Source organism: Variovorax paradoxus (assembly GCF_022009635.1).
Lineage (GTDB): Bacteria > Pseudomonadota > Gammaproteobacteria > Burkholderiales > Burkholderiaceae_C > Variovorax.
Window position 1 is genome coordinate 1,492,992 of record NZ_CP091716.1, and the last position, 24,351, is coordinate 1,517,342.

General features: G+C 64.8%; 30 protein-coding genes. 16 read left to right on the top strand and 14 right to left on the bottom strand.

Features of this window, described 5'->3' with window-relative positions; genetic code table 11:
- Positions 1–6 precede the first annotated feature (6 nt).
- From L3V85_RS07040 to L3V85_RS07060, 5 genes are all read left to right on the top strand, one after another.
- The gene (locus L3V85_RS07040) at positions 7–1,221 is read left to right on the top strand and encodes an amidohydrolase family protein (protein WP_237678661.1); all 1,215 of its coding nucleotides are present in this window, start codon (positions 7–9) and stop codon (positions 1,219–1,221) included.
- A complete protein-coding gene (locus L3V85_RS07045; protein WP_237678662.1) occupies positions 1,218–2,492 on the top strand; it encodes a cyanate transporter in 1,275 nt (424 codons plus the stop codon). The genes L3V85_RS07040 and L3V85_RS07045 overlap by 4 nt, the downstream gene beginning before the upstream one ends.
- Positions 2,493–2,500: 8 nt before the next feature.
- The gene (locus tag L3V85_RS07050; protein WP_237678663.1) at positions 2,501–2,995 is read left to right on the top strand and encodes a nucleoside deaminase; all 495 of its coding nucleotides are present in this window, start codon (positions 2,501–2,503) and stop codon (positions 2,993–2,995) included.
- 82 nt (positions 2,996–3,077) lie between these two features.
- Positions 3,078–3,446 carry a hypothetical protein gene (locus tag L3V85_RS07055; RefSeq protein ID WP_237678664.1) on the top strand — a complete coding sequence of 123 codons (369 nt, stop codon included), beginning with the start codon at positions 3,078–3,080 and terminating at the stop codon, positions 3,444–3,446.
- A gap of 39 nt (positions 3,447–3,485) precedes the next feature.
- A complete protein-coding gene (locus tag L3V85_RS07060) occupies positions 3,486–3,827 on the top strand; it encodes a hypothetical protein (protein WP_237678665.1) in 342 nt (113 codons plus the stop codon).
- A gap of 22 nt (positions 3,828–3,849) precedes the next feature.
- On the opposite strand, the gene dkgB is transcribed toward L3V85_RS07060, so the two are convergent.
- The 4 genes from dkgB to L3V85_RS07080 form a co-directional block, all read right to left on the bottom strand.
- Positions 3,850–4,674 carry a 2,5-didehydrogluconate reductase DkgB gene (gene dkgB / locus L3V85_RS07065; protein WP_237678666.1) on the bottom strand — a complete coding sequence of 275 codons (825 nt, stop codon included), beginning with the start codon at positions 4,672–4,674 and terminating at the stop codon, positions 3,850–3,852.
- A gap of 57 nt (positions 4,675–4,731) precedes the next feature.
- On the bottom strand, positions 4,732–5,934 hold the full coding sequence (locus tag L3V85_RS07070; protein WP_237678667.1) for an MFS transporter: 1,203 nt from the start codon (positions 5,932–5,934) through the stop codon (positions 4,732–4,734).
- Positions 5,935–6,058: 124 nt separating this feature from the next.
- Positions 6,059–7,135, bottom strand: coding sequence for a hypothetical protein (locus tag L3V85_RS07075; RefSeq protein ID WP_237678668.1), 1,077 nt, complete (start codon positions 7,133–7,135; stop codon positions 6,059–6,061).
- Complete coding sequence (locus L3V85_RS07080; protein ID WP_237678669.1) at positions 7,132–7,680, bottom strand: hypothetical protein; 549 nt, start codon at positions 7,678–7,680, stop codon at positions 7,132–7,134. Before L3V85_RS07080 ends, L3V85_RS07075 begins: the two co-directional genes overlap by 4 nt.
- Positions 7,681–8,103: 423 nt before the next feature.
- Here L3V85_RS07080 and L3V85_RS07085 point away from each other — a divergent pair, with 423 nt between their 5' ends.
- Complete coding sequence (locus L3V85_RS07085; RefSeq protein WP_237678670.1) at positions 8,104–8,415, top strand: hypothetical protein; 312 nt, start codon at positions 8,104–8,106, stop codon at positions 8,413–8,415.
- 56 nt (positions 8,416–8,471) lie between these two features.
- Here L3V85_RS07085 and L3V85_RS07090 read toward each other — a convergent pair whose 3' ends face one another.
- The 3 genes from L3V85_RS07090 to L3V85_RS07100 all read right to left on the bottom strand — a co-directional run bounded on the left by L3V85_RS07090 (position 8,472) and on the right by L3V85_RS07100 (position 10,407).
- Positions 8,472–8,777 (bottom strand): hypothetical protein, encoded by a 306-nt coding sequence (locus tag L3V85_RS07090; protein ID WP_237678671.1) that lies wholly within the window; start codon positions 8,775–8,777, stop codon positions 8,472–8,474.
- Positions 8,774–9,322, bottom strand: coding sequence for a hypothetical protein (locus L3V85_RS07095; RefSeq protein WP_237678672.1), 549 nt, complete (start codon positions 9,320–9,322; stop codon positions 8,774–8,776). The genes L3V85_RS07090 and L3V85_RS07095 overlap by 4 nt, the downstream gene beginning before the upstream one ends.
- Positions 9,323–9,435: 113 nt before the next feature.
- Positions 9,436–10,407 carry a LysR substrate-binding domain-containing protein gene (locus L3V85_RS07100; protein WP_237678673.1) on the bottom strand — a complete coding sequence of 324 codons (972 nt, stop codon included), beginning with the start codon at positions 10,405–10,407 and terminating at the stop codon, positions 9,436–9,438.
- A gap of 130 nt (positions 10,408–10,537) precedes the next feature.
- Between L3V85_RS07100 and L3V85_RS07105 the strand changes: the two genes are divergently transcribed.
- A complete protein-coding gene (locus L3V85_RS07105; RefSeq protein ID WP_237678674.1) occupies positions 10,538–11,977 on the top strand; it encodes an MFS transporter in 1,440 nt (479 codons plus the stop codon).
- Between the two features lie 39 nt (positions 11,978–12,016).
- On the opposite strand, the gene L3V85_RS07110 is transcribed toward L3V85_RS07105, so the two are convergent.
- Genes L3V85_RS07110 through L3V85_RS07135 form a run of 6 tightly spaced genes read right to left on the bottom strand, consistent with a single transcriptional unit; the run spans position 12,017 to position 15,197 of the window.
- Positions 12,017–12,367 carry a hypothetical protein gene (locus tag L3V85_RS07110; protein ID WP_237678675.1) on the bottom strand — a complete coding sequence of 117 codons (351 nt, stop codon included), beginning with the start codon at positions 12,365–12,367 and terminating at the stop codon, positions 12,017–12,019.
- Entirely contained in the window at positions 12,364–12,849 is a 486-nt protein-coding gene (locus tag L3V85_RS07115; RefSeq protein ID WP_237678676.1) for a hypothetical protein, read from the bottom strand. Before L3V85_RS07115 ends, L3V85_RS07110 begins: the two co-directional genes overlap by 4 nt.
- An 18-nt stretch (positions 12,850–12,867) precedes the next feature.
- Positions 12,868–13,317 carry a hypothetical protein gene (locus L3V85_RS07120; RefSeq protein ID WP_237678677.1) on the bottom strand — a complete coding sequence of 150 codons (450 nt, stop codon included), beginning with the start codon at positions 13,315–13,317 and terminating at the stop codon, positions 12,868–12,870.
- Positions 13,318–13,324: 7 nt separating this feature from the next.
- Positions 13,325–13,786: a hypothetical protein gene (locus L3V85_RS07125; protein ID WP_237678678.1), complete on the bottom strand. Its 462-nt coding sequence runs from the start codon at positions 13,784–13,786 to the stop codon at positions 13,325–13,327.
- Complete coding sequence (locus L3V85_RS07130; RefSeq protein ID WP_237678679.1) at positions 13,783–14,271, bottom strand: hypothetical protein; 489 nt, start codon at positions 14,269–14,271, stop codon at positions 13,783–13,785. Before L3V85_RS07130 ends, L3V85_RS07125 begins: the two co-directional genes overlap by 4 nt.
- Entirely contained in the window at positions 14,268–15,197 is a 930-nt protein-coding gene (locus L3V85_RS07135; protein ID WP_237678680.1) for a hypothetical protein, read from the bottom strand. The genes L3V85_RS07130 and L3V85_RS07135 overlap by 4 nt, the downstream gene beginning before the upstream one ends.
- A gap of 303 nt (positions 15,198–15,500) precedes the next feature.
- Between L3V85_RS07135 and L3V85_RS07140 the strand changes: the two genes are divergently transcribed.
- The 3 genes from L3V85_RS07140 (at position 15,501) to L3V85_RS07150 (ending at position 17,429) form a co-directional block, all read left to right on the top strand.
- Positions 15,501–16,070, top strand: a complete 570-nt coding sequence (locus L3V85_RS07140) for a DUF3455 domain-containing protein (RefSeq protein ID WP_237678681.1) — start codon at positions 15,501–15,503, stop codon at positions 16,068–16,070.
- Between the two features lie 97 nt (positions 16,071–16,167).
- Positions 16,168–16,692 (top strand): sigma-70 family RNA polymerase sigma factor, encoded by a 525-nt coding sequence (locus L3V85_RS07145; RefSeq protein ID WP_237680515.1) that lies wholly within the window; start codon positions 16,168–16,170, stop codon positions 16,690–16,692.
- A complete protein-coding gene (locus tag L3V85_RS07150) occupies positions 16,689–17,429 on the top strand; it encodes an anti-sigma factor (RefSeq protein WP_237678682.1) in 741 nt (246 codons plus the stop codon). The genes L3V85_RS07145 and L3V85_RS07150 overlap by 4 nt, the downstream gene beginning before the upstream one ends.
- A 29-nt stretch (positions 17,430–17,458) precedes the next feature.
- On the opposite strand, the gene L3V85_RS07155 is transcribed toward L3V85_RS07150, so the two are convergent.
- Positions 17,459–18,370 (bottom strand): LysR family transcriptional regulator, encoded by a 912-nt coding sequence (locus L3V85_RS07155; RefSeq protein WP_237678683.1) that lies wholly within the window; start codon positions 18,368–18,370, stop codon positions 17,459–17,461.
- Between the two features lie 172 nt (positions 18,371–18,542).
- On the opposite strand from L3V85_RS07155, the gene L3V85_RS07160 reads away from it, so the two are divergent.
- The 6 genes from L3V85_RS07160 to L3V85_RS07185 all read left to right on the top strand — a co-directional run bounded on the left by L3V85_RS07160 (position 18,543) and on the right by L3V85_RS07185 (position 24,343).
- Positions 18,543–19,196 (top strand): hydrolase, encoded by a 654-nt coding sequence (locus tag L3V85_RS07160; RefSeq protein ID WP_237678684.1) that lies wholly within the window; start codon positions 18,543–18,545, stop codon positions 19,194–19,196.
- A gap of 17 nt (positions 19,197–19,213) precedes the next feature.
- Positions 19,214–19,507 (top strand): DUF1427 family protein, encoded by a 294-nt coding sequence (locus tag L3V85_RS07165; protein WP_237678685.1) that lies wholly within the window; start codon positions 19,214–19,216, stop codon positions 19,505–19,507.
- 95 nt (positions 19,508–19,602) lie between these two features.
- Positions 19,603–21,498, top strand: a complete 1,896-nt coding sequence (locus L3V85_RS07170) for an amidohydrolase (protein ID WP_237680516.1) — start codon at positions 19,603–19,605, stop codon at positions 21,496–21,498.
- An 8-nt stretch (positions 21,499–21,506) separates the two neighbouring features.
- Entirely contained in the window at positions 21,507–21,905 is a 399-nt protein-coding gene (locus L3V85_RS07175; RefSeq protein WP_237678686.1) for a DoxX family protein, read from the top strand.
- Complete coding sequence (locus L3V85_RS07180; RefSeq protein WP_237678687.1) at positions 21,898–23,475, top strand: MFS transporter; 1,578 nt, start codon at positions 21,898–21,900, stop codon at positions 23,473–23,475. The genes L3V85_RS07175 and L3V85_RS07180 overlap by 8 nt, the downstream gene beginning before the upstream one ends.
- Positions 23,476–23,521: 46 nt before the next feature.
- Complete coding sequence (locus L3V85_RS07185; protein ID WP_237678688.1) at positions 23,522–24,343, top strand: alpha/beta fold hydrolase; 822 nt, start codon at positions 23,522–23,524, stop codon at positions 24,341–24,343.
- The last annotated feature ends 8 nt before the right edge of the window (positions 24,344–24,351 follow it).

Sequence of the window (24,351 nt, forward strand, 5' to 3'; positions counted from 1 at the left end):
ACCCCCATGTCTTCGCTGCTGATTCGCAACGTGCGCCCCATGGGCGCTTCCCCGGTCGACGTGCTGGTGCAGGAAGGGCGCGTCGCGGCGCTCGGCACCGCGCTGGCGGCGCCCGCCGACACTCCCGTTGAAGAGGGCGGCGGCGCCTTGCTGCTGCCCGGCCTCGTCGAAGGCCACACCCACCTCGACAAGACCATGTGGGGCATGGACTGGTACCGCAACGAGGTCGGCACCAACCTCACCGACAAGATCGAGAACGAGCGCGCCTTCCGCCACGCGAGCGGGCACGACGCAGCCGCGCAGTCGATGGTGCTGGCCAAGGCCTTTCTCGCGCTCGGCACCACGCGGCTGCGCACGCATGTCGATGTCGACACGCAGGCCGGCCTGCGCCACCTCGAAGGCACCCTGCGCACGCGCGATGCGCTGCGCGAGGTGCAGCAGATCCAGGTCGTCGCCTTTCCGCAGTCGGGCCTGCTGGGCCGGCCGGGCACGGCGGAGTTGCTCGACCAGTCGCTGGCGCTGGGCGCCGACGTGCTGGGCGGGCTCGACCCCTGCGCCATCGACGGCGATCCGGTGAAGTCGCTCGACGTGCTGTTCGGCATAGCGCACAAGCACCAGCGCCCCGTCGACATCCACCTGCACGAGCCGGGCGCGATGGGCGCCTTTTCGCTCGACCTGATCCTGCAGCGCACCGAGGCGCTGGGCATGCAGGGCAAGGTGGCCATCAGCCACGGTTTCTGCCTCGGTGATGTAGGTGCGGGGGTGACCGAACGCGAGCGCGACGCGCTGCTCGCGCGCATGGCGAAGCTGGGCGTGGTGCTGGTCACCAGCGCGCCGCCTTCGCGCACCGTGCCGCCGCTCATGGCCTGCAGGCAGGCCGGCGTGACGGTGGTCGGCGGCAACGACGGCATACGCGACACCTGGTCGCCCTACGGCAACCCCGACATGCTGGAGCGCGCCATGATCATCGGCCTGCGCTACAACCTGCGCCGCGACGACGAGATCGAAGTGGCGCTGGACACCGTCACGCACGCCGGCGCGCGCGGCTGCGGCTTCGAGGCCTATGGCCTCGTGCCGGGCAACCGCGCCGACCTGGTGCTGGTCGATGCGCAGACGCCCGCGCATGCCGTGGTGTCGCGGCCGGTGCGCAAGCTCGTGGTTTCGGGCGGCCGCATCGTGGCGCGCAACGGCGTGCTGCAGGCCGACGTGGCCGCCTTGTGACGCAGCAGGCACGCGGCCGTGACGGAGGCGCTGCCTTCGCGTTCGTGATCGTGCTGGTCGCGCTGAACCTGCGCGCCTTTCTCACTTCCAGCAGCCCGCTGCTGGAGCCCATCCGCCTGGCCACGGGCATCGGCTTTCATGCGGTGGCGTTGCTCACCGTGCTGCCGATGTTCGCGATGGGGGCGATGTCGCTCTTTGGCGCGGCAGTGGGCCAGCGCATCGGCGCGCGGGGCGGCATCGCGCTCGGGCTGGCCGCCATCGCGCTGGCCTGTGCGAGCCGCTACGTGGCGGGCGGCGCGGCCGCGCTGCTGTGGAGCGCCGCGCTCGCGGGCGCCGGCGTGGGGCTGGTGCAGGCGCTGATGCCGGGCGTGGTCAAGCAGAGCTACCCGGCGCGCATCGGCGTGATGACGGGGCTCTACTCCGCCGCCATCATGGGCGGCGGCGGGCTCGGCGCAATGGCCAGCCCATGGGTCGCGCACGCGGCCGGCTGGCATGCGGGCCTTGCGATGTGGGCCGTGCTGGCGGCTGCCGCGCTGCTGTCGTGGCTGGCCATGCGGCCGGCGAGCCCGGTGGCGGCCGCGCCGCGACAGGATCTTTCATGGCTGCGCTGCTTCGGCAGCCGGCGCGCATGGCTGCTGGCCGTGTGCTTCGGCCTCATCAACGGCGGCTACACCAGCCTTGTCGCGTGGCTGCCGCACTTCTATGCACAGCAGGGCTGGAGCGCGCAGCAGGGCGGATCGGTGCTCGCGCTGATGACCGCCGCGCAGGTGCTCGCCGCGCTCGCCATGCCCGCGCTGGCACGCAGCCGCGGGCGCGACCTGCGGCCCTGGCTGATGCTCACGCTGGCCGCGCAGCTTGCCGGCTTCTGCGCGCTGCTGTTCGCGCTGCCCGTGCCGGCAGTCGCCATCGCGGTGGTGCTGGGCTTCGGCCTGGGCGGCGCTTTCTCGCTGTGCATGGTGCTCGCGCTCGACCACCTGCCAGACCCCGCGCAGGCCGGCGCGCTCGCCGCCTTCATGCAAGGCGTCGGCTTCATGATCGCGGCGCTCGCGCCCTTCGTTACCGGCTGGGTGCGCGAGCACACCGGCGGCTTCACGATGGCATGGGCCTACCTGGCCGCCGTGGTCGTCGCGCTGCTGCCGCTGATGCTGCGCTTCGACCCCCATCGCTATGCGGCGGCCACGGCCGGGCTGTTCGGCGCGCGCGCGCCGCGGCAACATGGCGATGCCCCTTCATTCCCCGCGCTCGACAGCGCCAGAACAGGAAAGCCCTGAACACCACCATGTACCAACACGAATTCATGCAACGGGCACTGGCCCTGTCGGCACTGGCATTGACCGAACCCGGCACCGAGCCCTTCGGCGCCGTCGTCGTGAAAGACGGCGCCATCGTCGGCGAAGGCCTCAACCACTCCGTCGCGCACTGGGACCCGACCTCGCACGGCGAAGTCGAAGCCATCCGCGATGCCTGCCGCAGGCTGGGCACCGTCGACCTCTCGGGCTGCGAGCTCTACACCTCGTGCGAGCCCTGCGCCATGTGCGCGGCGGCCATGCACATCGCGGGCATCGCCAAGCTGTACTACGCGGCGTCGCTCGCGCAGTCCGGCGATGCTTTCGCTGGCGTGACGGTGGAAGCCCGCCACCCCATCGACGTGGATGCGCTGCGCGCCGAGGCCGGTGCACCGCTGCAGCAGCGCCGGCTGCCCGCCGAGCAGAAGCAGGACGCCGAGGCGGTGAAAATTCTTTCGGAATGGGCCGCCACGCGCAAGGCCAAATAGCGCGAAGGTGCTCGGCAGGCCCCGGCCGATGCGTACCTCCTGTCTCCTGGAGCGGCCCCACGCATCGCACTACACTGCGGCCATGCAAGGAAAGAAGGAAGCTCAGCGCCGGCTCCAGCCCGTGGTGGAACTCCGCAAGGACGGCGCTTCCTACGCCTACTCGGTTCGAGCGCCGCGCTCCAAGGGCGTGATACCGCCCAGCTCATACAGCAACAGCGGCTTCTCGACACTGGCCGATTGCCTGCTCGACGTGGCACGGGCACTCGGCGGCGACTTCAAGCGCATCTACGTGCGGCTCGACACCTACTGCGTCGGCGAGCGCGACATTGCCGAGCTGAAGGCGGCGCCCGAAGAAGTCGCGGCCGAGCTGAAAACCGATTCCCTCGCGGCGCGCGCCGCCGAGGAAGCCAGCGCCCTCGTGCTGGAAACCGAACGCTTCAACGGCCGCTGAAGCCGCGTGCCCGCCTGCCGGTCGGCGCAGGTAGAGGAAATGTCCTACCCCGGCTTTGCGTGTTCAGCGGCATCCCGCGCCGGCGCGGCGCCCATAAACAGCATCATGGCTACCTATGAGTCAGTCCTGCAGGAGACCGGCCGCTTCGATGTGGTGGATGCGCGCGAACGCTCTTACACAGTCATCGAAAGCACCGAGTGCCTGCACCGCGTGAGCGTCTCCAAGTGCTACCCCGTCATCAAGGGTGCGGTCAGCTACAGGCTGCTCGACGGAACGCCCGTGCGCCGCTCCAGGCGCGGCTTCTTCGACACCATGGACGGCATGAACCGGTTCTTCGTCGTGCACGCGGTCGAGACGCCGGAAGAATCGGTTTGCCGGTGAGCCGCTTGGGCTGCTCCTAGTGTCAGTCCCATGCCGGCGACAGGCCGGCCGGGTCGGTTAGCCGCTCGCCACGCTCGAGCGCCGCGATCTGCGCCATCTCCGCGTCCGTCAGCTTCAGCTGCTGCGCACGCAGATTGCCTTCGAGGTTCGCGCGCTTGGTGGACGACGGAATCACCGCGTAGCCCAGCTGCATCGCCCAGGCCAGCACCACCTGCGCCGTGGTCGCGCCGTGCGCCTTGGCAATCGCCTCGATCACCGGGTCGTTCAGCACCTTGCCGTAGGCCAGCGTCATGTAAGACGTGATGTGGATGCCCTGGCTCTTCGCGAACTCCGCCACCTTGCGGTTCTGCAGGTAGGGGTGCAGCTCGATCTGGTTGGTGGCGATGTTCTCCGCGCCCACGGCCGCGATGGCTTCCTTCATTAGCGCGATGTTGAAGTTCGACACGCCGATGTGCTTCGTGAGCCCCTGCGCCTTGGCCTCGGCCAGCGCGCCCATGAACTCGGCCACCGGCACCGCGTTGCCGGGCGAGGGCCAGTGGATCAGCGTCAGGTCCACTTGGGTTGTGCGCAGCTTCGCGAGGCTGTCCTTCAGGCTGGGCACCAGCTTGCTCCTGGCGTAGTTGTCGGTCCAGATCTTGGTGGTGATGAAGAGGCTTTCGCGCGCCATGCCGCTTTCTGCAATGGCCTGGCCCACCTCGGCTTCATTGCCGTAGATCTGCGCCGTGTCGATGGTGCGGTAGCCCACGTCGAGGCCGTTCTTCACCGAGTCGATGACCACCTGGCCTTTCAGGCGGAAGGTGCCGAGGCCGAAGGCGGGAATGGGGTTGCTGCTGTTGTTGTTGCTCATGATGTTTTCCTTGTGCGTTGAAAAGAGAAGAAGAGGAAAGAAAAGAAAAGCAGAAATTCAGTGACCGACCGGCACCGGCCCCGAAGCGCGAACCGGAATGCCGGCACGCCGATCGAGCGAGCCGCTCCATTGCGTGAGGGCCAGCGACACCAGCACGACGAGTGCGCCAATCCACGGCGTGTGCATCAGCCCCAGGTGCGTCACGATCAGCCCACCGGCCCAGGCCGCGCCGGCAATGCCCAGGTTGAAGGCCGCGATGTTCAGGCCCGAGGCCACGTCCACCGCCTGCGGCGTGAAGCGCTCGGCCTGCTTCACCACATACACCTGCAGCCCCGGCACGTTGCCGAACGCCACCGCGCCCCACATCAGCACCGCCAGCAGCGCCAGCCACTTGTGCGGCGCCGCGAAGTTGAAGAGCAGCAGCACTGCGGCCAGCAGCGCGAAGATGATCTTCAGCGCTGGAATCGGGCCCCTGCGGTCGGCCAGCTTGCCGCCCCAGATGTTGCCCACCGCCACCGACACGCCGTACACCAGCATCACCCAGCCCACCGCGCCCGCGCTGAAGCCAGACACCTCCGTGAGGATCGGCGCCAGGAACGTGAACGGAATGAACGAGCCGCCATAGCCGATGGCCGTCTTCGCATACACCAGCAACAGGCGCGGCTCGGCCAGCACCTTGGCCTGCTGCGCCAGCGAGGCCGGCGGCGTGTGGCGGATGTTGGAGGGCACGAAGACCCAACTGCCGATGAACGCGACAACGCCCAGCGCCGACACGGCCAGGAAAGTCTCGCGCCAGCCGAAGTGCTGCCCGATGAACGTGCCCAGCGGCACGCCCGTGACCAGCGCGACCGTGAGGCCCGTGAACATGATCGCGATGGCGCTCGCCGCCTTTTCCTTCGGCACCAGGCCGGTGGCGATCGTCGAGCCGATGGAGAAGAACACCCCGTGCGCCAGCCCCGTGAGCACGCGGGCGGCAATCAGCGACTCATAGCTCGGCGCCTGCCACGCCAGCAGATTGCCGACCGTGAACAGCGCCATCAGGCTGAGCAGCAGCGCCTTGCGCGGCAGCTTGCCCGTGAGCGCGGTGAGCACCGGCGCGCCGATGGCGACGCCCAATGCATAGAGGCTGACCAGCAGGCCGGCGGAGGGGAGGCCGATGTGGAGGTCGGCTGCGACTGTGGGGATGAGGCCAACGATGACGAACTCTGTCGTTCCGATGGCGAAGGCGCTGAGGGTTAGCGCCAGTAGGGCGATGGGCATGAGGGCACTCCTTCTTGGATGGGAGGAGTGTCTCGCGGCTATCTTTGCGGATAAACGGGTCTCAGGGCAGAAGATAGTTGTATTGCAGTCAACAGTTTTTGGTAAGTCGACTAATTTTTGAAATTCACCGACTCGGTTCTCTTGCTAAATCGAGCATACCCTTGGTTTGGTAATCGGAAATTCTTTTTAATTGTTTGAGTAGCGCAAGAACGACTTTTGCTGTTACTACAGAATTTGGCGAGGCTTGTTTTACTAGATTGATTTCCTTTGATAGATTCATCAAGATGGAAATCTCTTCAATTTGATTTTTGATTGTATTAAGGTGATTTTCGGCAATGAAAAGACCTGAATCACTCATGCGAGATAGATCCTCTTTTCGAACTCTTGCAGCACCAAGAGCGTTGTCGATAAGTTTTACTGAATGCTCAACATTGTTTGATTGCGAGATATAGCGTAAAACAAGATTGTTCACGTCCTCTCCAACGGAATCTAGTGCCTCAATTTTGATTTCACCTGGAGAGTTGTAGCGATAGCCCGCAACTCGCATGTCATGAATTGAGGGAATTTGGCGATGAAGGGCATCAAAGAAATTGACGCGACTGTAGCCTCCCTTCCAAGGGGATTTGAGATAGCGCTTTACTTTTTCAGCTAAGTTTGTGACGAAGCGAGGTTGTGTGCAATAGAGGAATGAATATATCCGTGTATAGCTTTTGGAAAATCCGGTGATGTCTTGTAAGAACCAGTTTCCGCCAATGGGAATTTCAAAGACTGCTGGGGCAATTTCCCGAGCCGTGGCTATGTCGGGGGTCAAAGATTCATCGAAAAATGAATCCTCATCTGGCCAATACTCTTCCAATTGACCAGCGGAGACCTGGATGATTTGGCGATATGTAGTAGGCTTTGTTTGGTTCTGCTCGATGACTACTCTCTTGTCTAGCGAGTAAATTGGTGTTGCGTCAATTAGTAATTCGCGTAGAGAAAGATGTTTTTTAAGATAGGCTAGTAGGTTTCCGCGCGTTATTTGAAATATCAACCAGCGATCTGTATTTTTTCCATCCGTATCGCTCCAGAGGTAAAGCCAATCACTGTGCTCATCTTTGTATAAAGACAAGAAAGGACCTTCAAAATTAATTAGATCGCAAATATATGAATGTCGATCAAATTTTGATGAAGATATTTTGTCTCCGGTGAGCTTTATCATGGCGCAATCTCTGTGTGCTCTATGATAGCGTTAATCGCGTTGAAGGTTGCGTATTCAAAGAAATCGAAGTGGCCATCATCGTTTAGAGAAGCACATCTTCCGCAGTTTTTGGTGAGGGCGAGCTTTGCATAGTGACCTCCCTTTTTTTCTTTGAACTTCTTAATTCGCTTTGCAAGTTTTGTTCGTTTTTCGAGAAGTGTTTCTAGGCTAATAAACATCGATAAAGCGTATCCTGAGCAGCAAGGGGCAGGTGCGCTGCCATCTGTTCTAGATAAATCCAAAATTGACGTTGGAAGAAAATTGCGTCGATCAGATTTGCTCTCGAAGCAGAACCTATATCCAACTTCTTGGTGGCCCGAGGATGGCGGAGGACAGTCTGTGAATTTGCTGATTTCCACGTGATACCGAAGCGCATTTCCAACAATGATGGGAGCGCCGGCCTGACCATTGCCATTGGCCTGTGGCAGCTGCGCGGTCATAGGCAGATGCGCCACTGATTGAGCCGCTGTCGATGGACTGCTGTTGGGAGTGTTGCTGGTTGTCAAGAATGTTTGTCTCCGGGCCTCATCGCTCAGGTAAGTGGCGATATCGTCCGTGATCCTAATGGGAGTGTTACCTAATGTCACGATGGAAAGCCGCATGGGACAGGCTTTCCATCGTAGTTTTGTGGGCGACGCCTCGGGCTGCGGGGGAGGCTAATGACGATGCTCTAGGTATACTCCCGCTGTCGCGCAGAAGCGCGATCAGGTTTGGAAGCCTGTAGAAACTCTGCGACGAAAGCCGCAGGCACCGCACATGGTCTGCGGCTTTTTCGTTCGCGCGTCAATTTTTGGCGGCTCGAAAGGGAGGGCGTGAGCCCTGCCGGTTTCTTGCAAGAGTTTCCCGGTCTTCCAACCCGTTCGAGCTGCCGCCCTCGTTTGGAAGCGGGTGCGGCGGTTGTAGCAAACCGAAATTCTTGGAGGCCTCTCATGGCTCAAGCTGCTCCCGCACCTGCGCAACCCCGCGCTTGCCCCGCATCCCCCAACCTCGACGACCTCGCCCTGCAAGCCTGCGACGACGCCGAAAACCTCAACGACGTGATGCGCGCCTACGCCGCGCTCAGGAAGCTCGTCGACACCAGCGCCCTGAACGACAGCGAGGTGCTCACTCCCAGCCGCACCGAACTGAGCGCCTTGCTCGGTGTGCTCAACGACGCGATGACGGTGCGCATCGACGCCATCAGCCTCGCAGCCGGCGCGGTGCGCGAGGCGCTGCAAGGACGCAAGCCGGGCCCCGCGTGAGGTAGCGGCAAAGAGTCGGTCAATCGGGCAGTCGGCTCGCCCGGTTGCCCTGTGCGCTAAGCACCGTGGATTGCCATCATGACCCAGAAGGTAATCCACATCGCGGCTATTCCTAGCAGGCACATCGTCGCCAGAAAAGCGGCCAGATAGCCGAGTCGCCGCCAGATCAGGGGTGTGCTCGGAACAAAGCGCCAGTAGATCCAGACCGCCGACGCAAAGAGGATCACCGCAGTGATTGGAGCGATGTTCTCGGTGATCGATGGAAACCTGCGCCGGTCCAATGCTCCGGCCGCCACGAACAATGCCGGCATCGCAAGAAACCATGCCAGTACGCTCAACAGCAGACGCCCGCCAACTTTCATCGAATTGCCTCACCCTTGAAAAAGTGCCCTGGCATCGGCGTTTCCCAGCCTGGAACCTGATATCGAGGAATCGAGAGCAGGGGCACGTGGCCCATGACGCTCTTCAGGAGCCCCGCGAGATACGAGCTGCTGTTGTACTCGCCCGGACGCATCTGCGATCCCCTGATATTTCTGGGAAGCGAGTATGGCGCGACGTAGCTTGAAAAATTTCGAGAGCGCTCGATCAGCCTCCGTGCAAACTCCTGCCGACTCATGCCCTCTGGAGGCTGCAGTGGTATTCGCACGACCACATTTGACGGCAGTGCATTGATATAGCTATTGGTCTTGATCAAGCCGAGATTCCTTAAGCCTGCCTCGAGCATGGTCGGCTGTCCGTCGATCACGGTGATGCCGCTGTACGCATCAGTGATGACCAGCGAGAAATGGAGGTCGGGTGGATCGGGCCAACTGACCTTTCCAGCTCCGCCTGCGGCGATGCGCCCGTACAAGGTGAAGTTCGGCTCCGAGTGCTGCGCGCGTCCCACGGAGTTTGTTTCTGTTGCCATCTGTACTCCCTTTTTCGAATCGGTATCTTTTTTTGCCGCCAGCCTAGCAGGCGTTTATTTCGAACATGGGCTGGCGCGTTAACCGAATCGAAATTTCGAGTCAGCCAGGATCGTCAGGCGGCTGAGCTGCCTAGCGGCTCTGCAACATGACCGCTTATCTCCCCCAGCATCCACTCCCTGAACGCCACAACCCGCGCGTCCTCCCCGTACCCCTGCGGATACACCAGGTGATACGCATACGTCGGCGCCATGCTCACGCCCACGTCGAACAGCCTCACCAGCCGCCCCTGCTTCAGGTCGGCCTCGATCATGTCCAGGTCGGCCAGCCCCACCGCGCCGCCTTCGAGCACGGCCTGCACCACGTAGCCCGAATCGGAAAACGCCACGCACCGGCTGTCGTCGAAGTCGTCATCCACGCCGGCCGCGGCCATCCACATGCGCCAGTTGGGCCAGGTCATGGTGTCGGTCTTCCAGTCGACATAGCAGAGCGTGTGGTTGTGGCGCACAAGGTCGCGCGGCTCGTTCAGCGGCGGCCCGGTCTCGATGAGCCGGGGGCTGCACACGGGCACGATGTCCAGCTCGAAGAGCCGGTCGGCGCGCGCGCCCTCGTACCGCCCGGTGCCGAAGCGGATGGCAACGTCGATGTCGTCGGCCTCGAAGTCGCGCAGCTCGTCGCTGATGTCGAAGCTCAGCTCCAGCCCCGGGTTGGCGGCCCTGAACTTCGGCAGCCTCGGCAGCAGCCAGTTGGTGGCAAAGCGCGCGCTCAATGACACGCGCAGGTGCGCCGCGTTGCGCGTGAGCCTGCGCGCGCGGCCGGCGGCGCGGTGCAGGGTGTCGAGTGCGTCGGCGGTGGCCTCGAACATCACGGCGCCGGCGGGCGTGAGCTGGATGCTGCGGCTGGTGCGCGTGAAGAGCACCACGCCCAGCTGGTCTTCCAGTTCCTTGATCTGGTAGCTCACGGCCGCGGGCGTGAGCCCCACCTCGTCGGCCGCGCGCGTGAAGTTCAGGTGCCGCGCGGCGGCCTCGAAGGTGCGCAGGGCGCGCGTGCCGGGGAGCATGCGGTTGGTGGTGTTGTTGTTCGTCATTGGCGTCGTGGATGCCATCGATCTTCAAGTTCCATTTGATGGTTCGTTGAGAACTACTGGTTTCCCAACGCGAGTGCGGCGCGGGACGATCGAGCCAATCAAGAAACCACGGATCGATTGGAGCAATTGAATGTCTTCTGCCAGCTTGGACCCCTGCAACCCGCACCGGGGCGGTAATGACGACGAGGGCCCTGCCGCCACGCAGGGCACCGACCCCCTGCACTGGCCCGCGCGCATGTGGATCGCGCTGCTGATCTTCAGCGGCGTGATTCTGCTCGATGGGCTCGACATCTCGATGATCGTGGTGGCAATCCCGCAGATACAGCAGGAGTTCGGCATGGGCGCGGCCACGGCGCAGTGGCTGGTCAGCGCGTACATCCTGGCATTCGGCGGCTTTCTGCTGCTGGGTGGGCGATGCGCCGACTTGTTCGGCCGCAGGCGCGTGCTGGTGGCGGGGCTGGCGGTGTTTGCGCTGGTGTCGGTGGGCGGCGCGTTTGCCACCGACGCGGGGCTGCTGATCGTTTCGCGTTTTGTCAAAGGCATGGCCGCGGGCTTCACCGGGCCGGCCGCGATGTCGCTGCTGACCACCACCTTTGCCGAAGGGCCGGCGCGCAACAAGGCCTTTGGCATCTTCAATCTGTTCGAGGCATCGGGCTACTCGTCGGGCCTGCTCATCGGCGGGCTGTTGGCGGCGCTGGACTGGCGCTACATCTTCGTGCTGCCGATTCCGGTGGCGGTGCTGCTGTTGCTGGCCGCGCTGCGCTACCTACCGCCCGACGCGCCGCGCGCCGAGCGAACGCGCCTGGATGTGGGCGGCGCCGTCACGCTGCTGGCCGGCATGCTGCTGCTGGTGTTCACCGTGGTGTCGGCGGAGGAGGCAGGCTGGGCATCGCTGCGCACGGTGGGCGGGTTCGTGGTGGCGGTGGCGTTGCTGGCGGGCTTCGTGGCCATCGAGCGCAGCGTGAAAGAGCCGCTGGTGCGCCTGGGCATCTTCCGCAACCGGGGGCTGGTGGCGGCCAACATCAGCGCGGCGCTGCTGTATGGCGGCGCGGCGGGCTTTCAGTTCTTGATTGCGCTGTACCTGCAGAACATCCAGGGATGGAAGCCGTGGCAGATGGCGCTGGTGCTGCTGCCGGCGGGGCTGATGGTGGTGGTCGTCGGCCCGAAGATCGGCGCGCTGATCAGCCGCTTCGGCGTGAGGCGCGTTCTGCTGGCCGGGCTGGCGGCCTTCGTGCCCTGCTATCTGCTGATGTTCGGCATCGGGCCCGAGCCCGACCTGTGGGGCGTGCTGCTGCCGGCTTCGGTGCTGTGGGGCGTGGGGTTTGCGCTGAGCATCTCGGCGCTGATGGTGGCCGGCACGAGCGGCGTGGCCGACGAAGAGCAGGGGCTGGCGGCGGGGCTGCTGAACAGTTCGCTGCAGGTGGGCGGGGCTTGTGGGTTGGCGGTGCTGACTGCGGCGATCGGGCCTGGGACGGAGTTGGGGATGCTCTACGCGGGGGTGGGGGTGATGTTGGGGTTTGCTGTGCTGGCGTTGGTGGTGCAGGTGCGTAGTCGCGCGGCTCGCCGGTGATGTCGAAGCTCAGTGATCGACCAGGCGCACCAGCCGTGTTCACAGTCCGTAAACCGCGACGATGGCCCAGAAAGTCAGCCAAAGGCCCAGGGCGCCCAGCAGAGTCATCATGGTGAAGAAGGCCACGAAATATCCAATGCGACGTGAGAGACCGGACGCAGCTGGAACGCACTTCACATACATGAAGACCGCCCAGAGCAGCAACGCGATCGCCCCAGTCGCCACGACTGCGCCGGACATTGTCAGGATTCGCTGCTGATCCAAGTAGCGCAGACCAAGGCTGAGCAAGGGCATCGTCAAGGTCCAGACCAACATGTTCAGCGGTAGCCACCAGCGAGACATGCCGGAACAAGAGTTGCATGCGAGGGCAATGAATTGGCGGGCTTTCATTGCGCTGGAGCCTTCGGTTCGGAGGGAGTGGGGCTCGACCCACAGGAGCATTCATGAGGGCAGGCAGGAAGAAACTCGAGTTGCACGGCCCTAACGCCCTGGCTTTTTTCCAACTGCCTGAGGTACGCGGACGCGGGCTTTTTCACATAGCCCTGGGCCGGCAGATAAATCTTCGCTCCATCGAAGCGCAGGTCTTCCCGAAGAACCCGCGCAACGTTGCGCGCCCGTTCCATCGTCAGGCTTTGGGGAGAGTGCTCGCCAGGTTCGGCGGAGGCACTGATGTCGATGGACTCGTGGTTCGGATATTTCGCGCGCAGGTCGGCCATCCAATCGGCCAGCCTCGACATTTGTGTCGCGGAGTCGCGGTCGAAGTACACGCCGATCACTTTGGCGGGCCCGCAGGCTAGCACTGCCTGTGGGCTCGACATCGCGACAGACGCCAGCAGGCCTCCGAGCACAACGTACGGCTTCTGGTTCTTCATCATGTATTGCAGATCGCGTTAAGGCTTCGAGCCAGAAATCGGAACCGGATTGCAATCAGGCAACTTCAGTCCCTCGACGTCTGGATAGAGCTGGAGCGAAGCGAAGTCATTGCTGTCGCCGAGGCCGTTAACGGGCAACCGATATCCACGAGCGACAGTCGTGATCGGAAGGTCGGTTTGCAACAACATGCGCAGCGCTCGCGCTGTGTTGGCTGCACGCTTTTTCGCTAGTGCCTTCGTCTTGCTGGTTACGGCACCAGAAGCGCCGGTTTCCACTGATGCGCCCTTGTACTGTGGAAAGGCTATGTAGGAACGGCTCAGCCATTCGGAGAGTTTGAAGATCTGCGGCCGACTCAGATCAGCCGAGTCGCGATCAAAGCCAAGCTGAGTTTGCACGATATAGCTGCATGCCGTTGCCTCTCCCGCAGCGAAGGCTGTCGCTAGAGCCCAGATGATTTGCCAGTTCATCGGCTTTCTACTCCTTGGGTTGTGCTACGAGACCGTCAATCCACTTGCAACATGAGAGCGTCTTGGCGCAGGCGGGTTGAACAGTTGCATTCAGGACATCCAGGCGCTCTGGGTGCTGTATGTCCTTGCTTTCGAACTCATCGATGTGCCCCTGCACTTCAAGCGAGGCAGTGTTGCTCGAGGCTCTCAACAGATTGACGATCTCGGCGAGCCGTAGATTCGCCTTCTCCAACGAAACGGGATCGTCCTTGATGGCTCTGGCAAAGATGTCTGCGCGGTAGATGCCGCCGGTCGCCCTTTTCGGGTTCTGCTGCTCGACAAACCAATTCCTCAGCGGCAGGACCTGCTTCGAGTCGAGATGCATGCTTGCTGCGGTGAACTGCACGTCGTGTTCGAGGCCGGCAAACGAACATGCGAATGCCCATGCGGGCGTGATGGCCCAAGTGAGGGCTAGGAGCCGGCCCTTCATTGCTTGGGAGCCCTCGGTTCGTAGAGAGGGTCACCCATCTGGCAAGGGCATTCATGCGGGCAAGCCGGTAAAAAACTGAGATCCACTCTGACGCCTTGACTCTTCTCCAGCTGTTTCAGATACGCGGAGACAGGCGCTTCGACGTAGCTTCGTTCCGGGAGCTCGATCTTTGCTGGCGCGATCTGCAGATTTTTCTGAAGGACGCGAGCAATATTGTGTGCACGATCCAATCCCAGGTGATTGGGAGCTTGCTCGCCGGGCTCGGTGGAAGCACTGACATAGAAGGCTTGATGGTTCGGATACCGGTGGCGAAGATCGATCACCCAGTTCGCCAGCCTGGAAACTTGTGATGCGGGAACTACTGAAGAGTCACGCTCGAAATACACCCCTATGACCTTGATCGGGGAGCATGCATCGGAAGACGGAGCTGCCAGCATCGCGAGGATTGCGATCAAGGCGGACAGGGTTGGTTTGTTGCTTTTCATGCGATTCCAAGGATGTAGGCGGTGATGCTGTCCGCATTTGCCAGAAGAGCAGCGTGGTTCTCGCTTCTCACATTTCGTTTTGAATCAACTACTCCGTACCAGTTGTCGTTCGCGCTGAAGGTGTCGTCGAAGTGCGTGACTTCGTGGATCAAGACGATGAGCCGCGAGGGGCCGTTGGTGGATTCGCCGGTGTCGAAGTTGAACTTGTGATCCCTGTAGCCGCAGAAGGGGAGAGCGATTGCGATGGTGTGCGTGGCGATGTCCGATTTGCAGGCTGCGCCATCGGTGCCCAGTGCGCTCCCCATGACGCAGGTCGCCAGCTTTCCACCTTCAATGAAACGGACAAAGTTCTTTGGCTCCAGACCCCTGAGAACGCGAACGCATGCGGCCAACCCTTTCTGCAGATATTCACGCGTATCTTGGTCGGCAATGGCGAACCATGCCTCCACACGTGCTTGCGCCTTTTTGTCCCAGCGCTCAAGTTCGGGCAGCCGTTTTTTCGTGATGTAGTCGATCGCCATGTCGCGCAGTTTCATTGCCAGGACGGCGAACTCCTTGTTCGTCATGTTTGGGCAAATGTTCTCGGTTTGTTCGGCCTCGGGTGGATGTGTGACGTTCTCGTCCACCGTTTTCTTGAAGGCCGCCATCTCGGGACTCGAGATCATGTTCGTTGTCGAAGCCAGCGGGTACACGCCAGTTGCATGCGCGGCGTCATCGTCGCAAACTGCTGATTGCTGCAGCACTGACAGCAATGGCTGCGGCATCGGGCAGTGACACACCACCACGTCTCCCTCCAGCGCTATCTCCGATATGAACTGCGGGCGCCGTGGTCCTCCTGTCTTGGCGATGATGCCAACGCTGTTGCATCCCTCGCAATAGGCCCTGCCGCCGATCAATGCGGCGCGATGACCAAAGAAGTCGAACATGGGGCCCTCGTATGGCAGTACCCGTCCGCCAGCGGCCGGCGGGTCGCCGACCACAAGAATCTTTCGATCCATTCAATACACCCAGAGTTGATGACCCGAGGGGTGTACGTGGCCGAAAGAGAAAACACTGTTGTCCATTGTCAAACGCCCGTTCGTATTTCACGAACCGGCGCGCATTCGTTGCAATGCCCGCTACCCCCTCTCAAAAAAATTTCACACCTACTGCATCCAAACCCGCCCCTGGCGTGTAGACCCCTCAGCAGCGAGGAGCTGCTGACCTTCTACAACCCCAGGAGAATTTCCATGCACACCTCCCGTCCCGCCCGTTCGCTCGCCGTTCTCGGCGCCGTCAGTGCCGCTGCTGCGGTGCTCACCGCCTGCGGCTCGATGTCGATGACCCCCGCCTTCAATCAGTCCAGCCTGCCGCCCACCATCCAGGTGCCGGCCGGCCACAAGGTCGCGATGGAAACCGTGGGCAAGGGCGACATCACTTATGAATGCCGCGACAAGGCCAATGCCCCGGGCCAGACCGAGTGGGTGTTCATCGGCCCCGACGCCAAGCTGTGGGACCGCGGCGGCAAGCAGGTCGGCAAGTACTACGGCCCGCCGGCCACCTGGGAATCGAACGACGGCTCCAAGCTCACGGCCACGCAGCTGGCGGTCGCGCCCTCGGGCCCGACCAGCCTGCCGTTCCAACTCGTGAAGGCCAACCCGGCCACGGGCAGCGGCGCGATGACGGGCGTGACGTACATCCAGCGCGTGGCGCTGCAAGGCGGCGTGGCGCCGGCCACCGTGCCTTGCACTTCGGCCACCAAGGGCCAGAAGCAGGTGGTGCAGTACCAGGCCGACTACATCTTCTGGAAGGCGTCCTGATCGGGGGGCGATTCGGCGGCGGGGCCGCCGGCTCCACTACCATCGGGCCGTGCAGAACCCGCCACCCACCTCGCCCTTCGACTACGACGCCGCCCTCATGGCCTGCGCACGCGGCGACCGTCAGGCCCTGCAACAGCTCTACCAGCGCGAAAGCCGCTACCTGATGGGCGTGGCGCTGCGCATCGTGCGCCAGCGCCAGCAGGCCGAAGACGTGCTGCACGACGCCTTCATCAGCATCTGGCAGCGCGCGGAAACCTTCAATCCGGCGCGCGGCGAAGGCCGCGGCTGGATCTACAGCGTGGTGCGCAATGCCGCGCTGAACATGGTGCGCAGCGGCGCGCGCCAGGTCGACGTGAGCGAAGACGCGGCCGAGGCCATCGACGACCAGGCCGCGCTCGCGGCGTATGCCTCCGCCGCCGACCCGTTCGAGCTGCGCGCCGACCTCGGCAGGCTCGAAGGCTGCCTGGGCGGCCTGGAGCCGGCGCGGCGCGACTGCATCCTCTATGCGTATGTGGAAGGCTGCTCGCATGGCGAGATCGCCGAGCGGCTGCAGACGCCGCTGGGCACGGTCAAGGCCTGGATCCAGCGCGGCATGCGCGCGCTGCGGGAGTGCATGGCATGAGCGGCGGCGCGGCTTCTTCCAGTTTCGAAGACATCGACGCGCTGGCCGGCGAGTACGTGCTGGGCACGCTGTCGGCCGATGCACGCGCGGCTGTGGAGGCCCGCATGCGCGACGAGCCCGCGCTGCGCGATGCGGTGCAGGCATGGGAGGCGCGGCTGCTGCCGCTGGCTTCGCTCGCGGCGCCAGCCGATCCATCGCCCGCGCTGTGGTCGCGCATCGAGCGTACGCTGGGCAGTGCTGCTGCTGCCTCACCGAATGCCAGGAAGGCCGAGCCGGCGCGCGCATCGGGCTTCGCGAACTGGTGGAACAACCTGCAGCTCTGGCGCGGCCTGGCTGCCGGCGGCTTTGCAGCCGCGGCGCTGATGGTGGCGGTGCTCGTCACCCGGCCGCCGCCCACGCCGCAGTACATGGTGGTGCTGGTCGCTCCGCAGGACAAATCGCCGGGCTGGGTGATCCAGACCACGTCGTCCCGCCAGCTGAGCCTGGTGCCGCTGGGCACGATCGAGGTGCCGCCGCAGAAGACGCTGCAGTTCTGGACCAAGGCCGATCAGTGGCGCGGCCCGGTGTCGCTGGGGCTGGTCAAGCAGGGCCAGACGCTGCGCATTCCCATCGACAAGCTGCCGCCGCTGGAGCCGAACCAGCTGTTCGAGCTCACGCTGGAGCCCGAGAACGGCTCGCCCATCGACCGGCCGACCGGGCCGATCCAGTTCATCGGCCGCGCGGTCAAGGTGCTGTAGCGGCCCAGGGCTGACGCTCCTGCTCGCTGTCAGCCGGCCGAGCGCGGCAGCAGCGCCGGCACCAGCGTGCGGTTCATGCGCTCGCGCCACCAGCGCAGCGCCTGCCCCTGCGCGCCGGTTTTCCAGGCGAGCCAGAAGGCCTCGGGCGGGCGCGGTTCCTCGGTGGGCAGCTCGACCAGCGTGCCGCGCTTCAGCTCGCCCAGGATGCAGGCGCGCGGCAGGAAGCCGTGGCCCAGGCCCGCCACCTGGCAGGCGATCTTCGCGGGCATCGACGGCACGGTGATGCGCGGCTGGCCGGCCAGCAGGCCGACGGTGCGCTCCGACAGCGTGCGCGCGCTGTCGCCCACCACGATGGCGTTGCATTCCAGCAAGTCGCCGCGCTGCAGCGGCCGGCCCAGCCGCGTGAGCGGGTGCGAGGGCGCCACGCAGAACGCGAAGTCGAGGCTGCCCACGGTCACGGCTTGGTAACCGCCGCCGGCCGGGCCGTCGCCGGCGGCGATGACGATGTCGGCACGCCCTTCGCGCAGCGCCTCCCAGCTGCCGGTGAGCGCCTCGCAGCCGATGCGCAGCCGTGTGCCGCAGCGCAGGTCTTCGAAGGCGCGGATGTCGTCGATGAGCGCCTGCGTGGGAATGAGCGAGTCGTGCACCAGGCGCAGTTCCGATTCATATCCGGTGGCGATCTGCCGCATGCGCGATTCGAGGTCGCTCGCGGCGCCGAGCAGCCAGCGGCCTTCCTTGAGCATTTCTTCCCCGGCGGGCGTGAGCGTGACGCGCGGCCCGTTGCGCTCGAACAGCAGCATGCCGAGCTGTTCCTCGAGCTTGCCCACGGCATACGAGATGGTGGAGGGCACCTTGTTCAGGCGCGTGGCGGCGGCGGCGAAGGAGCCGTGGCGCGCGATGGCGTCGACGACCTCGATGGCTTCCAGGCTGAGTTTGAGCACGCGTCGGTCCTTGTCGAAAAATGAATGATCGAAAAATTCGATGATTGAGGGTGAAAAGTTTCGTCGATGACGGTGGGAGAGAACCCGATGATTCAGTCCGTGCCAAGGAGATTCCCTCCGAACGCAATTGTGAATTCAATCGAACGTCAACTCAACCCCAGGAGCTTTTCTCATGTCCATCAAAGCCACCCCCACCGCCGGCGCCAAGCTGCTCACGCCCACCGACCACACGCTGGTGATGATCGACTTCCAGTCGCAGATGGCCTTTGCCACGCACTCCATCGACGCCGTGAACCTGCGCAACAACGCCGCGCTGGTGGCGCAGGCGGCGGCCGGTTTCGGCGTGTCGACCATCCTCACGACGGTGGCTGAAAAAAGCTTCTCGGGCCCGATGTTCAGCGAGATCACCGACGCCTTTCCGGGCCAGAAAATGCTCGATCGCACCTCGATGAACACCTGGGAAGACGCCGCCGTGATCGATCGCGTGAACCAGATCGGCAAGCCGCGCATCGTGCTGGCTGGCTTGTGGACCAGCGTGTGCATCGTCGGCCCGGCGCTGTCGGCCCTGGACCAGGGCTTCGAGGTGTACGTGATCGCCGACGCCTGCGGTGACGTCTCGGCCGAGGCGCACAACCGCGCGATGGAGCGCATGGTGCAGGCCGGCGCGCAGCCGATGACCTCGCTGCAATACCTGCTCGAGCTGCAGCGCGACTGGGCCCGCGGCGAAACCTACGAGCTGACCACCGGCATCGCGAAGAAGGTGGGCGGCGCCTACGGCCTGGGCGTGACCTACGCCAAGACCATGTTCGGCGCGCACGAAGGCTGAAAGCCGGGGTGAACCAGATGAAGCCCTATGTCCTGTCGCTCGCGCTCGGCCTCCTGGTCGGCGTGATCTACGCACTCTTCCAGGTGCGCTCGCCGGCGCCGCCGGTCATCGCCCTGGTGGGGCTTCTGGGGATCCTGCTCGGCGAGCAGATCCCGCCGCTCATCAAGAGCGTGATCAAGCCCGACGCGGTGGCCACCTCGTGGCTGCACCACCAGGTGAAGCCGCATGTGTTCGGCGAGCTGCCGAAGTGCGCGCAGCCCACGCCGGCGAACACCGCCGAAGCCCCGTCTTCCGGCAGGCGCGACGCATGAACCCGTCCGCAGACTCCAGCCGCCGGCGCCTCCTCGGAGCGCTCGGCGCCACCCTCGCAGCCCCCGGCCTCGCGGTCGCCTCTTTCTCCGACACCATGACCACCAACACCGCAACCCCAGACCTGATCCTGCACAACGGTCGCTTCACCACGCTGGACCGCGCCAACCCGGTGGCCGACGCCGTGGCCATCAAGGACGGCCGCTTCACCCGCGTGGGCCGCGCCGAAGACGTGCTGCCGCTGGCCGGCGGCGCCACCCGCGTGATCGACCTGCAGGGCAAGCGCGTGCTGCCGGGGCTGATCGACAACCACCTGCACATCATCCGCGGCGGGCTCAACTTCAACCTGGAGCTGCGCTGGGACGGCGTGCGCAGCCTGGCCGACGCCATGGGCATGCTCAAGCGGCAGGTGGCCATCACTCCCGCGCCGCAGTGGGTGCGCGTGGTGGGCGGCTTCACCGAGCACCAGTTCGCGGAAAAGCGCCTGCCGACCATCGAGGAACTGAACGCGGTGGCGCCCGACACGCCGGTGTTCATCCTGCACCTGTACGACCGCGCGCTGCTCAACGGCGCCGCGCTGCGCGCCGTGGGCTACACCAAGGACACGCCCGCGCCTCCCGGCGGCGAGATCGTGCGCGACAGCGCCGGCAACCCCACGGGCCTGCTGCTGGCCAAGCCCAACGCAGCCATCCTCTACGCCACGCTGGCCAAGGGCCCGAAGCTGCCCTTCGACTACCAGCTCAATTCCACGCGCCACTTCATGCGCGAGCTCAACCGCCTGGGCGTGACCGGCGCCATCGACGCGGGCGGCGGCAACCAGAACTACCCCGACGACTACGAAGTGATCCAGAAGCTCGCCGACGACGGCCAGCTCACCATCCGCCTGGCCTACAACCTGTTCACGCAGAAGCCCAAGCAGGAAAAGGAAGACTTCCTCAACTGGACCGCCAACTCCAAGTACAAGCAGGGCGACGACTACTTCCGCCACAACGGCGCCGGCGAGATGCTGGTGTTTTCCGCCGCCGACTTCGAGGACTTCCGCCAGCCGCGCCCCGAGATGGCGCCCGAGATGGAAGGCGACCTGGAGGGCGTGGTGCGCATCCTGGCGCAGAACCGCTGGCCCTGGCGCATGCATGCCACCTACGACGAGACCATCAGCCGTTCGCTCGACGTGTTCGAGAAGGTCAACAAAGATACGCCGCTGGCCGGCCTGAACTGGTTCTTCGACCATGCCGAGACCATTACCGAGAAGTCGATGGACCGCATCGCCGCGCTGGGCGGCGGCGTGGCCGTGCAGCACCGCATGGCCTACCAGGGCGAATACTTCGTGGAGCGCTACGGCGCCGCCGCGGCCGAGGCCACGCCGCCGGTCAAGCGCATGCTGGAGCACGGCCTGAAGGTCTCGGCCGGCACCGACGCGACGCGGGTGGCCTCGTACAACCCATGGGTGTCGCTGTCGTGGCTGGTCACGGGCAAGACGGTGGGCGGCCTGCAGATCACGCCGCAGCGCAACCTGCTCGACCGCGAACAGGCGCTGCGCATGTGGACCGAGAACGTCACCTGGTTCTCGAACGAGGAGGGCAAGAAGGGCCGCATCCAGGCCGGCCAGCTCGCCGACCTCGTGGTGCCCGACCGCGACTTCTTCGCCTGCCCCGAATCGGACATTGCCGACACCACGGCGCTGCTCACGATGGTGGGCGGCAAGGTGGTCTACGGCGCCGGCGCCTTCGCCTCGCACGACGAGGGCTCGGTGCCTCCTGCCATGCCCGACTGGTCGCCCGCGCGCACCTTCGGCGGCTATGCCGGCTGGGCCGACAAGAAGGAAGGCGCGCCGCTGCAGAAGGTGATGCGCAACGCTGCTGCGTCCTGCGGCTGCGCCAACAACTGCAACGTGCACGGTCACAGCCACGCCACGGCCTGGAGCAGCAAGCTGCCCGTTGGCGACCTGAAGAGCTTCTGGGGCGCCCTCGGCTGCGCCTGCTGGGCGGTGTGAGGATGACGATGCGCTGGACAACCACACCCGCACTGCGCTGGATCGCCTTGCTGCTGCTGTGCGCGGCCTACCTGCAGGGCGGCCTGAACAAGGCGATGGACTTCGACGCGGCCCTGGCCGAGATGAACCACTTCGGCATGTCGCCGGCCGGCCCGCTGGCCGTGGCGGTCATCGTGCTGGAGCTGGGCGCCTCGGCGCTGATCCTCACGGGCCGGCTGCGCTGGCTCGGCGCGCTGGCGCTCGCCGGCTTCACGCTGATGGCGACCTTCGTGGCGCTGCGCTTCTGGCAGATGCCCGTCGGGCAGGAGCGCTTCATGGCGGCCAACTCCTTCTTCGAGCACCTGGGGCTGGTCGGCGGTTTCCTGCTGGTCGCCTGGCATGACCTGAAGGAGCGCGCCCATGTCTGAACAATCCACGCGCGGTGCCTTCGCGCCGCTGCGCCAGCCGGTGTTCGCGGTGCTCTGGGCCGCCACCGTGCTGGGCAATGTCGGCAGCTTCATGCGCGACGTGGCCAGCTCCTGGCTGGTGACCGACCTGTCGGCCAGCCCGACGGCGGTGGCGCTGATCCAGACGGCGGCCACGCTGCCGGTGTTCCTGCTCGCCATTCCGGCGGGCGTGCTGTCGGACATCCTCGACCGGCGGCGCTTCCTCATCTTCGTGCAACTGGTGCTGGCGGCGGTGAGCGGCACGCTGCTGGTGCTCTCGCACACCGGTGCGCTCACGGTCGAATACCTGATCGCGCTGACTTTCGTGGGCGGCATCGGCGCGGCGCTGATGGGGCCGACCTGGCAGTCCATCGTGCCGGAGCTGGTGCCGCGTGCCGACCTGAAGGGCGCGGTGGCGCTGAACTCGCTGGGCATCAACATTGCGCGTTCCATCGGGCCGGCGGCGGGCGGGCTGATCCTTGCGAGCTTCGGCGCGGCGGCCACCTACGGCGTCGACGTGCTGAGCTATGTGTTCGTGATCGCGGCGCTGCTGTGGTGGAAGCGCCCGGCGCCGGCGGACAGCGGGCTGTCGGAAAACTTCCTCGGTGCCTTCCGCGCCGGCCTGCGCTACACGCGTGCCAGCAAGGAGCTGCATGTGGTGCTGCTGCGCGCGGCGGTGTTCTTCCTGTTCGCCAGTTCGGTGTGGGCGCTGCTGCCGCTGGTGGCGCGCCAGATGCTGGGCGGCAGCGCGGGCTTCTACGGCGTGCTGCTCGGCGCGGTGGGTGCGGGCGCCATCGGCGGCGCGCTGGTGATGCCGCGCCTGCGCGCCCGGCTCGACGCCGACGGCATGCTGCTGCTGGCCGCGTTGCTCACGGCCGCCGTCATGGGCAGCCTGGTCTTCGCGCCGCCGAAGTGGCTGGCGGTGCTGCTGCTGTTGGTGCTGGGCCTGGGCTGGATCATTGCGCTGACCACGCTCAACGGCGTAGCCCAGTCGATCCTGCCGAACTGGGTGCGCGGACGCGGGCTGGCGGTGTACCTCACGGTGTTCAACGGCGCGATGGCGGCCGGCAGCCTGGGCTGGGGCCTGGTGGCGCAGCAGATCGGCGTGCCGGCCACGCTGGTGGCGGGAGCCGTGGGGCTTGTTGTGGTCGGGCTGGTGTTTCACCGGGTGCGGCTGCCGGCCGGCGAGGCCGACCTGCAGGCATCGAACCACTGGCCCGAGCCGCTGCTCGCCGAACCGGTGGCGCACGACCGCGGGCCGGTGATGATCCAGATCGAGTACCGCATCCGCAAGGACGACCGCCCGGCCTTCCTGCAGGCGATGAAGCGCCTGTCTCTTGAACGCCGCCGCGACGGCGCCTACGCTTGGGGCCTGCACGAGCACACGGTCGACGGGGAGCGGGTGATCGAGTGGTTCCTCGTCGAATCGTGGGCGGAGCATCTGCGCCAGCACCACCGGGTGTCGCAGGCCGACGCCGACCTGCAGGGCGAAGCGCTGCGCTTTCACATCGGGCCGGGCAAGCCCGAGGTGCATCACTTTCTTGCGATCTGATTTCCCTTCGTTCCTTCCTTCGTTCATTCACTCCACTGGAAAAACCATGACCACACTCACACTGCGCGACGGCACCGAGCTCTATTACAAGGACTGGGGCTCGGGTCAGCCCATTCTCTTCAGCCACGGTTGGCCGCTCAGCGCCGACATGTGGGACGCCCAGATGCTGTTCTTCGCCGAGCGCGGCTACCGCACCATCGCATTCGACCGCCGCGGCTTCGGCCGTTCGAGCCAGCCGTGGACAGGCTACGACTACGACACCTTCGCCGACGACATTTCCGAGCTGATCGAGAAGCTCGACCTCAAGGACGTGATCCTTGCGGGCTTCTCGATGGGCGGCGGCGACGTGACGCGCTACATCGCGCGCAAGGGCAGTGCGCGCGTGGCCAGGCTGGCGCTCATCAGCGCCGTGACGCCGCTGTTCATGAAGACGGCCGACCACCCCGTGGGCCCCGACGCCTCGCTGTTCGCAGGCATCCGCGCCGGGCTGGCGGCCGATCGTCCGCAGTTTCTCGACGACTTCAGCACGGTCTTCTACGGCACCAACCGCCCCGGTGCCAAGGTGTCGCAGGGCGTCTTCAAGCAGACGCTGCAGATTGCGCTGCAGGCCTCGATCAAGGCCACCATCGACTGCGTGACCGCGTTCTCGGAAACCGACTTCCGCCCCGACATGGCGAAGATCGACGTGCCCACGCTCGTGATCCACGGCGACGACGACCAGGTCGTGCCCTTCGAGGCCACCGGCAAGCTCGCGGCAGAAATGATCAAGGGCAGCCAGCTCAAGGTCTATGCCGGTGCGCCGCACGCCACCTGCAACACCCACGCCGATCAGGTCAATGCCGACCTGCTGGCGTTCATCCAGGCCTGATCGCTCCA

What these genes read in the sequence shown, in the direction of transcription:
- L3V85_RS07055 (WP_237678664.1), top strand. Translation starts at nt 3,078, where the DNA reads ATGCAAGGAAAGAAGGAAGCTCAGCGCCGGCTCCAGCCCGTGGTGGAA.
- L3V85_RS07130 (WP_237678679.1), bottom strand. Translation starts at nt 14,271, where the DNA reads ATGAAAAGCAACAAACCAACCCTGTCCGCCTTGATCGCAATCCTCGCG.
- L3V85_RS07075 (WP_237678668.1), bottom strand. Translation starts at nt 7,135, where the DNA reads ATGATAAAGCTCACCGGAGACAAAATATCTTCATCAAAATTTGATCGA.
- L3V85_RS07140 (WP_237678681.1), top strand. Translation starts at nt 15,501, where the DNA reads ATGCACACCTCCCGTCCCGCCCGTTCGCTCGCCGTTCTCGGCGCCGTC.
- L3V85_RS07040 (WP_237678661.1), top strand. Translation starts at nt 7, where the DNA reads ATGTCTTCGCTGCTGATTCGCAACGTGCGCCCCATGGGCGCTTCCCCG.
- L3V85_RS07135 (WP_237678680.1), bottom strand. Translation starts at nt 15,197, where the DNA reads ATGTTCGACTTCTTTGGTCATCGCGCCGCATTGATCGGCGGCAGGGCC.
- L3V85_RS07160 (WP_237678684.1), top strand. Translation starts at nt 18,543, where the DNA reads ATGTCCATCAAAGCCACCCCCACCGCCGGCGCCAAGCTGCTCACGCCC.
- L3V85_RS07145 (WP_237680515.1), top strand. Translation starts at nt 16,168, where the DNA reads ATGGCCTGCGCACGCGGCGACCGTCAGGCCCTGCAACAGCTCTACCAG.
- L3V85_RS07060 (WP_237678665.1), top strand. Translation starts at nt 3,486, where the DNA reads ATGTCCTACCCCGGCTTTGCGTGTTCAGCGGCATCCCGCGCCGGCGCG.
- L3V85_RS07165 (WP_237678685.1), top strand. Translation starts at nt 19,214, where the DNA reads ATGAAGCCCTATGTCCTGTCGCTCGCGCTCGGCCTCCTGGTCGGCGTG.
- L3V85_RS07185 (WP_237678688.1), top strand. Translation starts at nt 23,522, where the DNA reads ATGACCACACTCACACTGCGCGACGGCACCGAGCTCTATTACAAGGAC.
- dkgB (WP_237678666.1), bottom strand. Translation starts at nt 4,674, where the DNA reads ATGAGCAACAACAACAGCAGCAACCCCATTCCCGCCTTCGGCCTCGGC.
- L3V85_RS07070 (WP_237678667.1), bottom strand. Translation starts at nt 5,934, where the DNA reads ATGCCCATCGCCCTACTGGCGCTAACCCTCAGCGCCTTCGCCATCGGA.
- L3V85_RS07115 (WP_237678676.1), bottom strand. Translation starts at nt 12,849, where the DNA reads ATGAAGAACCAGAAGCCGTACGTTGTGCTCGGAGGCCTGCTGGCGTCT.
- L3V85_RS07110 (WP_237678675.1), bottom strand. Translation starts at nt 12,367, where the DNA reads ATGAAAGCCCGCCAATTCATTGCCCTCGCATGCAACTCTTGTTCCGGC.
- L3V85_RS07095 (WP_237678672.1), bottom strand. Translation starts at nt 9,322, where the DNA reads ATGGCAACAGAAACAAACTCCGTGGGACGCGCGCAGCACTCGGAGCCG.
- L3V85_RS07090 (WP_237678671.1), bottom strand. Translation starts at nt 8,777, where the DNA reads ATGAAAGTTGGCGGGCGTCTGCTGTTGAGCGTACTGGCATGGTTTCTT.
- L3V85_RS07150 (WP_237678682.1), top strand. Translation starts at nt 16,689, where the DNA reads ATGAGCGGCGGCGCGGCTTCTTCCAGTTTCGAAGACATCGACGCGCTG.
- L3V85_RS07175 (WP_237678686.1), top strand. Translation starts at nt 21,507, where the DNA reads ATGCGCTGGACAACCACACCCGCACTGCGCTGGATCGCCTTGCTGCTG.
- L3V85_RS07120 (WP_237678677.1), bottom strand. Translation starts at nt 13,317, where the DNA reads ATGAACTGGCAAATCATCTGGGCTCTAGCGACAGCCTTCGCTGCGGGA.
- L3V85_RS07050 (WP_237678663.1), top strand. Translation starts at nt 2,501, where the DNA reads ATGTACCAACACGAATTCATGCAACGGGCACTGGCCCTGTCGGCACTG.
- L3V85_RS07180 (WP_237678687.1), top strand. Translation starts at nt 21,898, where the DNA reads ATGTCTGAACAATCCACGCGCGGTGCCTTCGCGCCGCTGCGCCAGCCG.
- L3V85_RS07170 (WP_237680516.1), top strand. Translation starts at nt 19,603, where the DNA reads ATGACCACCAACACCGCAACCCCAGACCTGATCCTGCACAACGGTCGC.
- L3V85_RS07100 (WP_237678673.1), bottom strand. Translation starts at nt 10,407, where the DNA reads ATGACGAACAACAACACCACCAACCGCATGCTCCCCGGCACGCGCGCC.
- L3V85_RS07125 (WP_237678678.1), bottom strand. Translation starts at nt 13,786, where the DNA reads ATGAAGGGCCGGCTCCTAGCCCTCACTTGGGCCATCACGCCCGCATGG.
- L3V85_RS07085 (WP_237678670.1), top strand. Translation starts at nt 8,104, where the DNA reads ATGGCTCAAGCTGCTCCCGCACCTGCGCAACCCCGCGCTTGCCCCGCA.
- L3V85_RS07105 (WP_237678674.1), top strand. Translation starts at nt 10,538, where the DNA reads ATGTCTTCTGCCAGCTTGGACCCCTGCAACCCGCACCGGGGCGGTAAT.